Origin of the sequence: Fusibacter paucivorans, from assembly GCF_018390735.1 — a bacterium.
GTDB lineage: Bacteria > Bacillota > Clostridia > Peptostreptococcales > Acidaminobacteraceae > Fusibacter > Fusibacter paucivorans.
Genome location: NZ_JAHBCL010000007.1, coordinates 84,643 through 98,385, shown reverse-complemented (window position 1 = coordinate 98,385; position 13,743 = coordinate 84,643). Strand labels below are relative to the sequence as shown.

Annotated in this window: 19 protein-coding genes; 16 read left to right on the top strand and 3 right to left on the bottom strand. The window is 43.0% G+C overall.

The annotated features are described in order from the left end of the window. Positions 1 to 17 precede the first annotated feature (17 nt). Complete coding sequence (locus KHM83_RS05425; RefSeq protein ID WP_213235891.1) at positions 18 to 185, bottom strand: hypothetical protein; 168 nt, start codon at positions 183 to 185, stop codon at positions 18 to 20. 235 nt (positions 186 to 420) lie between these two features. Between KHM83_RS05425 and KHM83_RS05420 the strand changes: the two genes are divergently transcribed. From KHM83_RS05420 to KHM83_RS05370, 11 genes are all read left to right on the top strand, one after another. After that, the gene (locus KHM83_RS05420; protein ID WP_213235890.1) at positions 421 to 1,122 is read left to right on the top strand and encodes a cytochrome c biogenesis CcdA family protein; all 702 of its coding nucleotides are present in this window, start codon (positions 421 to 423) and stop codon (positions 1,120 to 1,122) included. A 49-nt stretch (positions 1,123 to 1,171) separates the two neighbouring features. Then, positions 1,172 to 1,909, top strand: a complete 738-nt coding sequence (locus tag KHM83_RS05415; RefSeq protein ID WP_213235889.1) for a TlpA family protein disulfide reductase — start codon at positions 1,172 to 1,174, stop codon at positions 1,907 to 1,909. Between the two features lie 53 nt (positions 1,910 to 1,962). Further along, positions 1,963 to 2,997: a M42 family metallopeptidase gene (locus tag KHM83_RS05410; RefSeq protein ID WP_213235888.1), complete on the top strand. Its 1,035-nt coding sequence runs from the start codon at positions 1,963 to 1,965 to the stop codon at positions 2,995 to 2,997. Between the two features lie 269 nt (positions 2,998 to 3,266). After that, positions 3,267 to 3,746 (top strand): Na+/H+ antiporter subunit E, encoded by a 480-nt coding sequence (locus KHM83_RS05405; protein ID WP_213235887.1) that lies wholly within the window; start codon positions 3,267 to 3,269, stop codon positions 3,744 to 3,746. 4 nt (positions 3,747 to 3,750) lie between these two features. Further along, positions 3,751 to 3,999 (top strand): monovalent cation/H+ antiporter complex subunit F, encoded by a 249-nt coding sequence (locus tag KHM83_RS05400; RefSeq protein WP_213235886.1) that lies wholly within the window; start codon positions 3,751 to 3,753, stop codon positions 3,997 to 3,999. Next, the gene (locus KHM83_RS05395) at positions 3,999 to 4,292 is read left to right on the top strand and encodes a cation:proton antiporter (RefSeq protein ID WP_213235885.1); all 294 of its coding nucleotides are present in this window, start codon (positions 3,999 to 4,001) and stop codon (positions 4,290 to 4,292) included. Before KHM83_RS05400 ends, KHM83_RS05395 begins: the two co-directional genes overlap by 1 nt. Positions 4,293 to 4,295: 3 nt before the next feature. Further along, a complete protein-coding gene (locus KHM83_RS05390; RefSeq protein WP_213235884.1) occupies positions 4,296 to 4,823 on the top strand; it encodes a Na(+)/H(+) antiporter subunit B in 528 nt (175 codons plus the stop codon). Position 4,824: 1 nt separating this feature from the next. Continuing rightward, positions 4,825 to 5,097 (top strand): hydrogen gas-evolving membrane-bound hydrogenase subunit E, encoded by a 273-nt coding sequence (gene mbhE, locus KHM83_RS05385; protein ID WP_213235883.1) that lies wholly within the window; start codon positions 4,825 to 4,827, stop codon positions 5,095 to 5,097. Next, positions 5,090 to 5,476, top strand: coding sequence for an MnhB domain-containing protein (locus tag KHM83_RS05380; protein WP_213235882.1), 387 nt, complete (start codon positions 5,090 to 5,092; stop codon positions 5,474 to 5,476). The genes mbhE and KHM83_RS05380 overlap by 8 nt, the downstream gene beginning before the upstream one ends. Before the next feature lie 7 nt (positions 5,477 to 5,483). After that, positions 5,484 to 5,855 carry a sodium:proton antiporter gene (locus KHM83_RS05375; protein WP_246542867.1) on the top strand — a complete coding sequence of 124 codons (372 nt, stop codon included), beginning with the start codon at positions 5,484 to 5,486 and terminating at the stop codon, positions 5,853 to 5,855. Then, entirely contained in the window at positions 5,855 to 7,531 is a 1,677-nt protein-coding gene (locus tag KHM83_RS05370; protein ID WP_213235881.1) for a complex I subunit 5 family protein, read from the top strand. Before KHM83_RS05375 ends, KHM83_RS05370 begins: the two co-directional genes overlap by 1 nt. Before the next feature lie 147 nt (positions 7,532 to 7,678). On the opposite strand, the gene KHM83_RS05365 is transcribed toward KHM83_RS05370, so the two are convergent. Together KHM83_RS05365 and KHM83_RS05360 are read right to left on the bottom strand one after the other, a co-directional pair. After that, complete coding sequence (locus KHM83_RS05365) at positions 7,679 to 8,518, bottom strand: DegV family protein (protein ID WP_213235880.1); 840 nt, start codon at positions 8,516 to 8,518, stop codon at positions 7,679 to 7,681. Between the two features lie 132 nt (positions 8,519 to 8,650). Continuing rightward, complete coding sequence (locus tag KHM83_RS05360) at positions 8,651 to 9,106, bottom strand: MarR family winged helix-turn-helix transcriptional regulator (protein WP_213235879.1); 456 nt, start codon at positions 9,104 to 9,106, stop codon at positions 8,651 to 8,653. Between the two features lie 552 nt (positions 9,107 to 9,658). On the opposite strand from KHM83_RS05360, the gene KHM83_RS05355 reads away from it, so the two are divergent. The 5 genes from KHM83_RS05355 to hisH are packed head-to-tail and all read left to right on the top strand — an operon-like array spanning position 9,659 to position 13,713. Continuing rightward, a complete protein-coding gene (locus KHM83_RS05355; protein WP_213235878.1) occupies positions 9,659 to 10,885 on the top strand; it encodes an ATP phosphoribosyltransferase regulatory subunit in 1,227 nt (408 codons plus the stop codon). A gap of 14 nt (positions 10,886 to 10,899) precedes the next feature. Then, a complete protein-coding gene (gene hisG / locus KHM83_RS05350; protein ID WP_213235877.1) occupies positions 10,900 to 11,532 on the top strand; it encodes an ATP phosphoribosyltransferase in 633 nt (210 codons plus the stop codon). Beyond that, on the top strand, positions 11,520 to 12,551 hold the full coding sequence (hisC, locus tag KHM83_RS05345) for a histidinol-phosphate transaminase (protein WP_213235876.1): 1,032 nt from the start codon (positions 11,520 to 11,522) through the stop codon (positions 12,549 to 12,551). The genes hisG and hisC overlap by 13 nt, the downstream gene beginning before the upstream one ends. Beyond that, positions 12,548 to 13,120, top strand: coding sequence for an imidazoleglycerol-phosphate dehydratase HisB (gene hisB, locus KHM83_RS05340; protein WP_213235875.1), 573 nt, complete (start codon positions 12,548 to 12,550; stop codon positions 13,118 to 13,120). The genes hisC and hisB overlap by 4 nt, the downstream gene beginning before the upstream one ends. Continuing rightward, complete coding sequence (hisH, locus tag KHM83_RS05335; protein WP_213235874.1) at positions 13,117 to 13,713, top strand: imidazole glycerol phosphate synthase subunit HisH; 597 nt, start codon at positions 13,117 to 13,119, stop codon at positions 13,711 to 13,713. Before hisB ends, hisH begins: the two co-directional genes overlap by 4 nt. The last annotated feature ends 30 nt before the right edge of the window (positions 13,714 to 13,743 follow it).

The window sequence follows — 13,743 nt, the reverse complement described above, 5'->3', positions numbered from 1 at the left end:
TCCGAACGTTTATCATACTAACGGTTAAAGAAAAATTCGTAAATGGATAAACCCAATGCCGCTAAACAAAAGACAAATACATAGCCTGCCGTATACACACCTCCGCCTGCAATGGCGGCAACGGCCAATATCCCCAATATGCCAGCCGTCAGCTTGCCGCGTTTTGTCAACCTGTAATTTTTCATCCTAATACCCCTTTATCATAAACATATCCTAAGCGATTTCAATGCTGTCACATCATTGATGCATTGATTTCTTTCTCCTCTATTTTACTGTATTCAACGAGAATTTACCAGTCATTAACATACTTTCTCAACATACGACCCCCCTTGTGAAGGGATTAACGTAATTGAAAAGCGTTTTCACTTAGTGTATAATGGGGCATAATGCCGTTGAAACGATCCATATCAGGAGGTCATTATGATTATTCAAGTGAATGCATGGGCTGCCTTTACAGCAGGTATTGCCTCTTTTTTTTCACCCTGTTTACTGCCGCTAATCCCAGCTTATATCATGTATTTAACCGGCAGTTATGATGTTGAAGACATCAAACTTCAAAGGCGAAAAGCCATTATTCAGACACTGGGCTTCATTTTAGGATTTACCATCGTCTTTATCCTCATGGGCGTTACTGCCAGTGCTGTCGGGAAATTATTTGCCTCCAATAAAGCATGGCTTTCCAGAGTAGCAGGCATCTTTATCCTGTTTTTCGGCCTTAATATGCTTGGCATTTTAAAATTGCCGTTTATGCATCAGGACTATCGGAAACAATTCGTCCTCAAAAAAACAACCCCACTCTATGCCGTTGGGATGGGAATGGCATTCGCCTTTGGCTGGACACCTTGTTTCGGCCCGATTATCGGTGCTATTCTCGCTTCGACGACAGCCTTTAGCAGCAATGTCAGCGAAGGCGTCTATTTGCTCACGATCTACTCCCTCGGCATGGCGATTCCATTTTTACTCACTGCCATCTTTATTGATTTTGTACAAAACCACCTTGTAGCGCTGAATAAGCATATGTCATGGCTCAACAAACTCGCTGGACTCACGCTCTGCTTGTTAGGCCTATTAATGCTACTCGGTAAACTGGGTCCTTTGGTTAGCAGTCTTTTTAATTTATAAACACGAACAGGCGCCATAATGCCGTGTTCCTGAAACAAGGAGTTTATTTATGATGAATTATAAAAACACTTTTCGTCCATCGAAAAAAATACTGCTGTCTTTTGCAGGCATCCTGCTGATCCTTTCTTTGACGGCATGCCAGCCCGCCGATGAACCGTCATCATCTGTCGAGCCGTCATCAACTGCGGTAAACCCCACTGAAAGTACCGATGCACCAACAGCAGAAAACAATACTCCCGATGCTAATGATCCCGGAAATACTTCAGCACAATCAGATCAGTCAGCGTCAACAGCCAGCTCAGCCGATTCAGATTCTGAAAGTGCAGAAGCATCATCCGAAACCGCCGAAGCACAGGAGCCCTATTATTTTGACGACTTTGAATTAACCGCTTTAAATGGTGATACTAAATCGCTCTACGACTATGAAGGACAGCTTATCATCCTCAATTTTTGGGCAACATGGTGTACATACTGCGAACAGGAGATGCCGCTGCTCAACGAAGTTCATCAACGTGATGGTATTAAAGTTGTCGCTATTGATGTCGGCGAAGATGCCCAGACCGTTCAGGACTATATCGATTTGTACGGTTATGATCTTGACTTCTATTTAGATGAAGACAGCGCCCTCGCCAGTATGTTCGGTGTCTCCGCCTTTCCGACGACAATCTTCATCGGCCCCGACTTTGAGTACTATTATTCATATCCGGGCATGCTGACAGACGATTATCTCTCCCAACTCCTGGATGCAATCGACACCTACCAAGCAACGAAAAACGAAGGTCAATAATGGGCACACGACTTCATTTATGATAAAATAGCCTTATCAACCGGAGGTGCTTTATGAAGATAAAAGTGAATAAATCTTATTTTCTAGAGAAGTTGGAACACTTGCTCAAGACGGACAGCCCCAGCGGCTATACGCACCATATGATGGCAACACTTTCAGAGTGGGTCGATGCATTGGGTTATGCTTATACCTTTAACCAGAAGGGCGGCATGATTATTACCATTGAAGGAAAAGATCCTTCTAAAACCGTTGCACTTTCAGCACATGTCGACACCCTTGGCGCTATGGTGCGAAGCATCACTGCCGAAGGCTTTTTAAAATTCACACTAGTCGGCGGACCTATTGTTCCGACACTTGATTCCGAATACTGTCGTGTGCATACACGCGATGGCGACGTTTACACAGGTACTTTCCTAAGTAACGCACCTGCCGCACACGTCTTTAAAGAAGCGTCTACCCTTTCGCGAACACCTGAAAATATGATCGTTCGCCTTGATGAACGCGTTCGTTCAAAGGAAGATGCTGCTGCTTTAGGCATTCAAGCCGGCGATTTTATCTGTATTGACCCCAAGACGACTATTGTCAATGATTTTGTCAAATCACGCTTCATTGATGATAAGGGATCCGTCGCCTGTATCCTTGGCGTTATGGAATATCTTTCTGCCAATCATATCAAACCGACTTATACGACAAAAGTGTTGATTAGCAATTATGAAGAAGTCGGTCACGGCGCTTCTCAAATACCATCCGATGTCGTCGAAATGCTCGCCGTTGATATGGGCTGTATTGGTGATGATTTAAGCTGTACAGAGTTCGACGTGTCAATCTGTGCAAAGGATACTTCTGGTCCTTATGACTACAACCTCGTCTCTGAGCTCATCCAATTGGCAAAGTCCGTGGAACTCAGCTATGCTGTCGATATATATCCTTACTATGGCTCAGATGTCAGCGCTGCATTAAAAGCTGGAAACGATATTCGCGGTGCGCTAATCGGTCCGGGCGTTCACGCTTCACACGGCATGGAACGTACGCACTACGAGGCGCTTCACCACACGATGCAGCTAATTTACCTCTATTTAACACGCTAGTAATAGCGAAACAGCACATTCACATTATGAGCGCGCTCGCAAGCATCCGCAAGCCAATTGCCAATGCTTGCGGGCGTTTCATTATTTATGTAAAATTGTAAATTATTTTTGAATATTACATGCATCATCATGTTTTTCCTAAATTATTTAGGGTATAATAAGTTACTAATAAAATAACCATTATGTTACATGAATAACAAACCCTTGCAATGACGACATGCCGCTATGACACATCCCATTGACAATCGCCACAAAAAGGGGGGCACTTTATGAAAAAAAATCTATATACACTGCAATTGACATGTATCTTGACCGCCATCTGGCTCATTCTCTTCGAGCACTTCACTTGGCCGCTTCTCCTATTGGGAATGGCAATCAGTTTTCTGGCAATCCGAATCTCTGAACGCTATTTTCTAGGCTTTACCTTTTATGAACGCTATTATTTCAACCTCTTCAACATGGCGCTTTACATGCTGTTTCTCGTAAAGGAAATCTATGTTGCCGGGATCGCTACCCTTGGCAAAATCATTACCGGCGACGTCCATACCGATATCATCAACATTACAACTGAGCTCCCCACTGATTTTCAGCGCAGTATTCTGGCAAATTCCATTACCTTGACGCCCGGCACCGTCACACTTGACGTAAATGATCGACAAATTACCGTTTTATGGCTTGATGTGAAAACAAAGAACCAGACACTTGCCGGGGAGATCATCAAGGGCAAGTTGGAACGAAAGCTGAGGTGATGTCATGTTTCCCATTCTATTACTGATCATTCTTCTGTTAGTGAGTTCACTGAGAATTATCATTGGACCAACCATTTGGGACCGCATGTTAGGCCTCAATATGGTTTCTTCAAAACTCATTATGCTATTGGTGTTGATTGCATCTTTTAGACAGCAGACCTTTATTTTGGATGTTTCACTCACCTATGCGCTACTGGGCTTTATCGGCATGATTTTCATGTCACTGTATATTCAGGGAAAGGGGCGATTTTAATGCAGCAATTTATCGGAACTGTTCTCATCTATCTCGGTATTGCCTTTATTGCATTCGGCGTTATTGGAATCTATCGTTTCAACAATTTCTATCCGCGAATCCTCGTCGCTTCAAAAGTCGATACGGTTGGTTTTCTCACGCTGATGATTGGCGTTATCGTCCGAAACGGCTTTTCAGTCTTCTCGCTGAAAGTTGGTTTGCTCGTCGTCATCACATTGTGCATCAATCCCCTGATTACGCATTCCATCGCTCGATCGGCCTATTACAGCGGCTATAAGATCAGAAAGGACTAACGCATGCTCAATTTAACCCTGCTCGCATTGGTCGTATTTTCACTGTTCGCTGTACAGACGCAAAAGCTCAGACACGCCGTTATTTATTTAGGCGCCTTCTCTATGAGCATCGCATTTGTCTATTTGCTTTACGATGCCCCGGATGTCGCCTTAGCTGAAGCAATTATCGGCAGTTCACTGTCGACTATACTCTATCTCGTCGCCTTGCAAAAATACAAGATCTTTACCATCTACATCTGTGTAAATGATAAAGAAATAGAAGATGCACACTTTTTTTCAGGCGAAAAAACATTGGAACGGCAATTGTCAAAGTTTTGTGCACGAGAAGAACTGGAGCCACAAATTATCTATACGGTCGAAGATGTTCATAAGCTATTTGAACATCCCTACGCCATTATTGTCACTTTTGACAAGCAGTATATTACTTTATATGCCCACCCGGAAAATTATAAAATGCAAGCAATGGAACAATTTTTATTAAATGAAAAACCAGCGGATACCCCTTACCGATTCATTCAAATGGAGGATTAGCATGAAACGCAGACGCACGATTGCCCTCGCAATCTTTATATGCTTTGCCGCCGTCTTTTGGATGACAAGGCAAGCAACACTCGTCACAGACGCACCCGTTGCCGCTTATTATATTGAAAATGCCTACCACGACACGGCATCTGTCAACGTCGTGACAGCAATCTATCTCAACTATCGCTATTACGATACGATTTTCGAAGCACTGATGCTTCTCTTTAGTATTATTGGCGTCATCTACATGTCCGTACACGAAGGGAGTGAACACGATGAATGAACACTCTGACTTAACGTCAACAACACTTGGTTTCATCTACCCGCTCTTTATTATCTACGGCCTCTACATTATTTTTAACGGTCACATTTCACCCGGTGGTGGTTTTCAAGGCGGTGCCGTCCTATCAGCCATGTTTATCAGCAAATACCTGATCCTGCCGTTACTCGATACGCCGCTGGCAAAAATTCAAACAGTTGAAAAGCTGTTGCTGCTGCTCATTGTTGCAACGCCTATTCTCTTTTTGCTGACGCGCTTTAATACAGCGTATGCCGTACTGAATACACCCTATCTTATCTTAATGAATACGCTTATTGGTTTTAAAGTCGCATGCGGTATGAGCGTTATCTTTTTAAGATTTGTTTTTTATGAAATGCAGTGAGGTGACCATGCAAAATTTTATCATGCAGATCGACAAGCTCATAACCGGCGAAAACGTAAGCCTAGCCCTCTTTTTTATCGGTGTTTACGGCATTATTGCACGTCGTAATATATTGAAGTCCATCATTAGTCTCAGTATTATGCAAGCTTCCATCATCTTGTTCTTTCTCTCTATCCGCCATACAGATCAAATGGTGCCGCCCATCGGCATTGGCCTCACCGGCGAAGTCGCCGATCCATTGCCGCAAGCACTAATGATTACGGCAATCGTCATCGGTGTTTCCGTCACGGCATTAAGCCTTACGATGTTTACGTCACTATACCATAAATACGGCTCAACTAACTGGAAAAAAGTTAAGCAGAAGCGAGGTGATCAATAATGTACTGGCTGCTCGCGATGATTTTAGCCCCGATCTGTACCGGCTTACTTCTTTATGTCTTCAAACTAAAACACCGCATTTGGATCGCTTTAATTCTACAAGCCGTTCTCATGGGATGGACACTGGTACAAGGTGTCCATTTTGAACCCCTTCAGCTATCGCTTTCATCCGTTGGTATTCCATATGGCATGATGCTGAATATGGATCGTTTAGCATGGCTCATGCTCGTGCTTAACAACGCGCTCTTTTTATTCATGACGATCTTTAATCGCGACAAGCATTACATGGATCCGCTCTTCATCTTTCTGTTTCTTGGTTTGCAGGGATTAATAAACGGCATCTTTTTAGCCTATGACCTATTTAATACGTATCTTCTCATTGAGGTTTCAACCGTAGCCGTTAGCATTCTCATTATGTACAAGCGCGATTCGCGATCGATGTATGATGGTATGATCTATTTGCTTGTCAATATGTTTGCCATGGTTTTTTTCCTTATGGGCATTGGCTATCTCTATAAATACTTTGGCGTTTTGGACATCGCATCCGTCAAGACGGCAATTGGAGCCGTTGAAGATCGGCAAATTCTCTATTTGCCTTATGCTTTTATCTTAACCGGTGTTTCACTAAAAGCAGCCATCATGCCGCTCTTCAGTTGGCTTCCCAAAGCACATGGTACACCAAGTGCACCTTCTATCGTCTCTGCCGTTTTATCCGGTATCTATGTTAAAACCGGCGTCTATCTGCTCATTCGCGTCCATGAGGCTTTTACACCGCTTCCGATGAATAATGTCTTTATCGTGATGGGGATTATTACTGCCATCCTCGGCTTTACTTTCGCTATTGCACAAAAGGATATTAAACTCATCCTCGCTTATCACACAATTTCTCAAGTGGGGCTCATTCTCATAGGCATTAGCAGTACCTCCGCCACACAGCAGGCCGGAGGGTTATATCACCTTTTTAATCATGGGATTTTTAAAGCATTGCTCTTTCTAATCGCCGGACTCCTCATTGAAACCTACCATACTCGAAACATTACGCAAATGCATGGTCTATGGCAAAAATCACGTTTTCTCACGGTAATCCTGCTCATTGCCGTACTAAGTATTACAGGTGCACCATTTTTCAGCGGCGGCTATTCAAAGTATTATATCGCCTATGGAAACAACGGCATCATCATGCAACTCATCATGCAGTTTATCAACCTTGGCACCATTCTCTCCTTCGTCAAGTTTTTTAAACTCATGCCCGCCGCAAAGGAGAATAAAACAATCACCTCTACTTTGACCGATCCGGATACATCAGCAGACACGAAGGCCGTGTATATCCCGACGGCAACTAACGATGAAGACGATATGCCATTGACACTTTCCCCCGGCAGTAAAATAACACTCATCGCACTTGCTGCACTCGCCTTTTTTTCCGGCATTGCAGGAGATATCATTATGCCTTGGCTCACAGGTTATGAGAGTCATCTAAACGTACTCAATCAGCTTCAAAAGTTGCCAAATTACTTAATCCTCGTCGTCATGGGCTTTGGAATCTACCGTCTTGGCTTTCATGAAAGTCTCTTTATTAAAGCCTTCCGAGCCGTTGACCTCGGCTTTAATGCCATAGCGGCAACCGTCGTTATCTATTTTATGGGAATGTTGTCACTGCTTTACTTTGTCGTCTAACGGCACTTGTTTAATGCGGTAATGATGGCATTTCATTAAACAGTATATAAAAAGCGCTTTTTTCAGCAATTGCCGAAAAGAGCGCTTTTATTCGTTAAGCAACGATTAATCATATTAATGCCAACTGTTGTTTTACAGGTATCAAAGCTATTTAAAATATGCGATGCCGACAACACCTTCCCCGGTATGCGTCCCGATGACAGCACCGACTTCAACGTCGTAGATGCGTTCAATTTTAAACCGCATTAAAAGTTCTCGCTTTAAAGTCTCCGCCAGTTCAGGCGCATCAGCATTGGCGATGGCGATATCTGGAATTTCTCTCATTGGGTAATCATTTTCCAGTTGATCAATCATCCAAGCAATCCCCTTGCGGCTCCCCCTTGCTTTATGGGCAACATTCACCTGACCTTCCTGCACTTCGATAATCGGCTTGATGTTCAACATTTTACCGAGTGCCGTAGCGCCAGCGGAGAGTCTGCCGCCTTTGTGCAGGTTATCGAGCGTATCGAGCATACCGTATAGCTGTGCACTCGCGACGAGATCATCTTTTTTTGCCATAATTGTTGCCGCATCATTTCCTTCTTGAATCAAATCATAAAGACGCATCACCATAAGACCAAGTGAAAAACTGGCAGTTCTGCTGTCAATAAGGAAAATCAAGTCTGAATTCAGCATTTCCTTTGCAACAACTGCTGAGTTATAAGTACCGCTCAATTCAGAAGACAGAAAAACGCCAATAATCTGATTGCCTTTCTGCAGTTCTTCTGAAAAAATTTCGTAAAACTCGTTAGGATTAACCTGTGAAGTCGTCGGAAGCGTCTCAGATGATCGCATTTTTTCATAGAAAGCGGTATTGGTTAGATCCACTTTATCTATGTATTCACCATCTTTAAACAGCACTTTGAGCGGTGCGAAAAGAATATTTCTTTCTGCTAAAAAAGCCGGTGAAAGATCACAGGTACTATCCGTTATTAGTGTAATGCCCATATAAACTCCTTGTATAATGAACGCCTGCGGTTCAAATTATTAATCATTTATCATTAACATCGTGGGGTACAATGATAATTATGCCTTTTAATTGTGTATAAGGCCGCCTCATCATCAGCCATGACATAGCACTTACTGAATGCCTTCACCATATTTTTCTTCAAAATACAGTGTGATTTTTGAAAGTGCTTCTACGAGCACACCAGTCTCACCGTCGCTTAATGTGCGAATGACGAATTCGATCATATCATCGTGAAATGCCTCATGATGACGATAAGCTGCCTCGCCGGTATCCGTCAGACCTATTTTTACAACTCTTCGATCATTTTCATCACGTACTCGCTGAACATAACCTTTTCGAACGAGATTATTCACAGCAATCGTCAGCGTTCCAACTGTCACGCCAAGTCGATTGGCAATTCGCGTCATGTTTGGAGCCTTCTCCAGACCAACCGCCTCGATCACGTGTAATTCACTGATGGTAAGATTTTTAAAATCACCTGTTTTTAATGCTTTTTCTTCAATGGTCAAAATATTATTAAATAGTACAACTAGAAGATTGTTTAAAATATCGCGTTTAGATTCCATTCATATACTCCTATCCGCGCTGTCAAGTCAAGGCATCTCTCGATACATTACAAATGCGTTTAAGACCTTGCAACTTCAATGAAAAGGGCAGTCATCTGAAAAATCTCTTACTAGCGTTTCCATATAAACAGCCCAATACTTTGATTATCAAAGTATTTTTATTATAGCCAACCGTCTTTTTACTGTCAAGTCCTTGATCTCATCCTAAAATTATTAATTTTTTGAAATCTATTGACAAATATCCTCAGCATGTTATCATATCTTTATTAAGTTTAGAGGTGTTACAAATGTATATCTATTCATTTACAATAACACAACTGCATCATCATCATAGATCGGGTTTTATCTTCAATAACGCATAGTCATTGCAGCATTGTAGATATAAACCCTATTTGAGTTTCCTAAATAAGGGCGCGTATCTATGATGAGTCAATAGTGAATACACTGAGTCATTTAGGTCCGTCCTAAATGACTCTTTTTTATTGCTTCTTAAAAATTACCGGCTCACACACGAACAGCCGAATACCAATCACATTCAGAAAGGAATTGGTTATGAAACAGCGAAAAACAGGTTCACTGGTTGACAACAAAAAAAGATATGCCCTCATACAGGAATTAACGCAGCTTTACAAGGCACACGGGTACGTTCAAATTTCCATTCCCATTTACGAACCGGAAAGTGACGTGAAAAATGGCAATTCCAAAAAATCAGTTCGGTTTGTCGACCCGACCAAAGGCATTTTAACCCTGCAAAACGATCCGACAACAGCTATGATGAAAATGCTTCAGCAGGAAAAACTAAATGACGTCAATAAATTCTGCTATTATGCCAACACATTTGGCTATCAGGCCAATACACTTCAGGAAATGACGCAGATCGGTCTTGAATACTACGGCATCTCAGAAGCCGCTTCCGATGCAGAAATCGTCGTGCTCGCCATTAAATCACTGCTTCGCATCAACAAAGAAGCCTTGGTCGAAGTCAGTGAACTCAGACTGTATAAGGCCGTTGAAGCGATTATCAATCAAATGGCGCCCGATCCGGAGCGCGTTCGCTTCTTGCTTTCAACGAAAAACATTCCCGGCATTCGCCGTGAAATGCTTCCCGAAGCATTGGAAGCTCTGTTAATCGAATACCTCGGCTGTACTGGGTCACCAAAAGAAGTCATTGAACGCGCCAAACGCTTCATTGAAAATCCGCTCTTTAAAAAGAAGAATGCTTTAACACAAGCCATTCACTATTTGGAAGAAATCGTTGAAATTGTTGAAGCTTACGAACTCTCTTCCTATTTTTCACTGGATTTAACCATCTTCGGCGAATACAAATACTATAACGGGATCTTCTTTAAGGGCTATCTTAAAAACTGTCCTACAGAAATATGCTCAGGCGGCCGCTATGATCTGCTGTCGGCTGAATACGGCAAACCCATCCCGGCATGCGGCTTTGCCATTAAAATCGATAAAATACTCTCGACGATGGCAGTAAAACCAATATATCGACCAAATGCGATCATGATTTGCGAACACAAAATAAGCGAAAGCGGCATTCAAATAGCCGAGCTTTATCGCTCAAAGGGGTTCATCGTCGATATACGCTCTTATCAGTCTGAAAAGGCCGCCATTGATTTGGCACTCGCTCAATCCGTTGAAAACATCGTTCTCTTAAGCGATAAAACTGCCAAAGTCATTAACCTGCGCAAAGATGAAATTGTCAAATATCCCATTGGCGAATTTAAAGGCAAGGTATCCGTCACATTTAAAAATGAAAGCATCCATTAGAGAGGAAGGTTCTTATGAATACAGCCAACACTAATCCGGTTACCCTCGCATTGGCCAAAGGCCGCATTTCCGAAGAATTCTTTGCAAAGTACTCTTCAAAGGTCAAAGCAGTCAATATCGAATCGCGAAAGCTCATTTATCAAATTGACCATATTAAAGTCATCCTCGTCAAACCTGTGGATGTGCCGACATATGTTGCCGCAGGCGTTGCAGATCTTGGAATCGTCGGTCGCGATGTCATCCTCGAATCCGGCAAATCCTTTTATGAACTCAATGAACTGGATTTTTCAAAATGTCGTATGTCCATTGCCGGGTTTGATGAAAATATCAATCTCAAAGGCAGCATTACCATCGCGACCAAGTATCCAAACATCTGTCACATGTTCTTTCCAAATGCCCGAACCATATATCTCAACGGCTCAGTGGAACTGGCGCCGATTATGGAACTGTCCGATGTCATCTTCGACATCGTCGAAACAGGTGCCACGCTTAAAGAAAACGGTCTTGTCGTCATTAAGGACGTGATTGACATCAACCCTGTACTCATCGCCAATAAGGCGTCTTATAAATTTAACCGCGTCACCATTAATGAAATATCCGCACTATTTAATCCAGAAGAAATCGAGGTGCTTCCATGTACAAAGTAGAAGAAGTCGAGTCGCGAATCAGGCTCAACGCAAATGAAATCAATATTCCCCTCAGTGATGCGGTGATTGATGATATTCTTTCAGAAATGAATCTCGCCGGTTTTAACCGCTATCCGGAAAGCGATTCGCAGTCGCTCATCAAGGCATATGCCGACTATATGAAAATCGATGAAGACGAAGTCATTGCCGGCAATGGTTCTGATGAAATTTTGGACATTCTCTTTAAAGCATTTACCAGCTATGGCGACAAGGTCATGTCTATTGCGCCGAGCTTTGTCATGTATGAACTCGTGTCACAAGTTTACCGATGTGCCTTTGTGCCTTATCAACTCAAGGATTACAACAGTTTTGACACTGACGATTTTATTGAGGTTCTTCAAAAGGAAAAACCGCGCATGGTCTTTATCTGCAATCCCAATAATCCGACTGGCTTGCTCATTCCAAAAGCAGATCTCATCAAAATAGTGGAATCCACAGACGCCATGATTATTTTAGACGAAGCCTATGGTGAATTCATCAGTGATACCTTTAGGGATTACAGCATGATTGATGAACGCCGCAATTACCGTAATCTCATTGTTTTGAAAACACTTTCAAAGGCTTATGGCCTCGCAGGACTCCGCGTTGGGTTCGGTATTGCAGGCAAAGAACAAGTCGCTGCGATGGCGGAAAAAAAATATCCTTACAATGTCAGTCTCTTTTCACAACAATTTGCCCTCGGTCTTATCAATCGCGCTAGTTTGCCTTTTTTCAAAGAGCGTATTCAAACAACCATTGAGAATCGCCGCTACTTTGTTGAAGCGCTGAAAGCATTTGAAACCATTACGGTCTTTCCATCCGCTGCAAATTTTGTTTGGCTCTATGCACCTACAGTGGATTTAAAAGCACTCAGTGATGCTGCCGGTATTTTGATCCGCGTCTTTACCACCGACCAGCTCAAAGGTTATTGCCGCATTTCCATTGGCACCAAAGATGAAATGGACGCCATGCTGGACGCCATTAAGGAGGGCCTATCATGAGAACCGCTGACTATAAACGCAGCACCAATGAAACCAATATTTTTATTCAACTCAATCTCGACGAATCAAATGCACCCGATATCGATACAACGATCCCATTTTTCGATCACATGCTGTCACAGCTCGGCAAACACAGTGGGTTTACGCTCTTCGTAAAAGCGGCCGGCGACGATCCGCATCATATCGTCGAAGACTGCGGCATTGCCATTGGCAAGGCATTTTATGAGGCACTTGGCGATAAAAAGGGCATCGAACGGTACGCAAGCATTTTGCTGCCAATGGACGAATCGCTTTTTAGCGCCGCAATCGACATTTCCGGCAGACCTTTTCTAAACTTTAAATGTGAATTTCCAACACCTGCTACCAGCAATTTTGAATCAGAACTCGTGCGTGAATTTCTAATGGGGTTTGTCAGTGAAGCGCGAATCACACTGCATATGATTCAAATGGAAGGCATCAATACACATCACATGATTGAAAATATTTTCAAAGCACTTGCATATGTTCTGAAAAAATCCGTACAAATTACCGGGGATACACTCCCTACGACGAAAGGAGTCATTGCATGATCGCAATTATAGACTATGGTATTGGCAATGTATTTAACGTTCAAAACGCCGTTGTACCGCTGATGAACGACGCTAAGCTCACCAGTAGCCCCGCTGAAATTCTCTCGGCGTCTCATATTATTCTTCCGGGTGTCGGCGCCTTTCGGGATGCCATTGAAGCGCTGGAACAACAAGGCCTCGTCGAAGTGCTCAAACAGGCACACGAAAAACGCATTCCTATTCTGGGCATCTGTCTCGGCATGCAGCTGCTCTATGAAGTCAGCTATGAAAACGGCACCTATCAGGGACTCGGCTTTTTAAAAGGACCTGTGGTGCGTTTTCCCGAACCGCAAGTGAAACGCATCCCGCAAATTGGATGGAATACGCTCGTTGAAAACAAAGCGTCGCTCTTCAGCGGTGTCGAAGGTGAAGTTTACTTCGTACATTCCTACTACGCACAGGGCATAGAGGATGAAATCCTCACCTATGTCGATTATGACGGCGTTAAAGTGCCAGCCATTGTCGGCAGTGACAAAGTTTACGGCATGCAGTTCCACCCTGAAAAAAGTGCTGAAGTCGGCCGAAAATTATTAGAACGTTTTTTCAGTTTATAAGCATATTCATCTGATGATTGCAGTGCATAA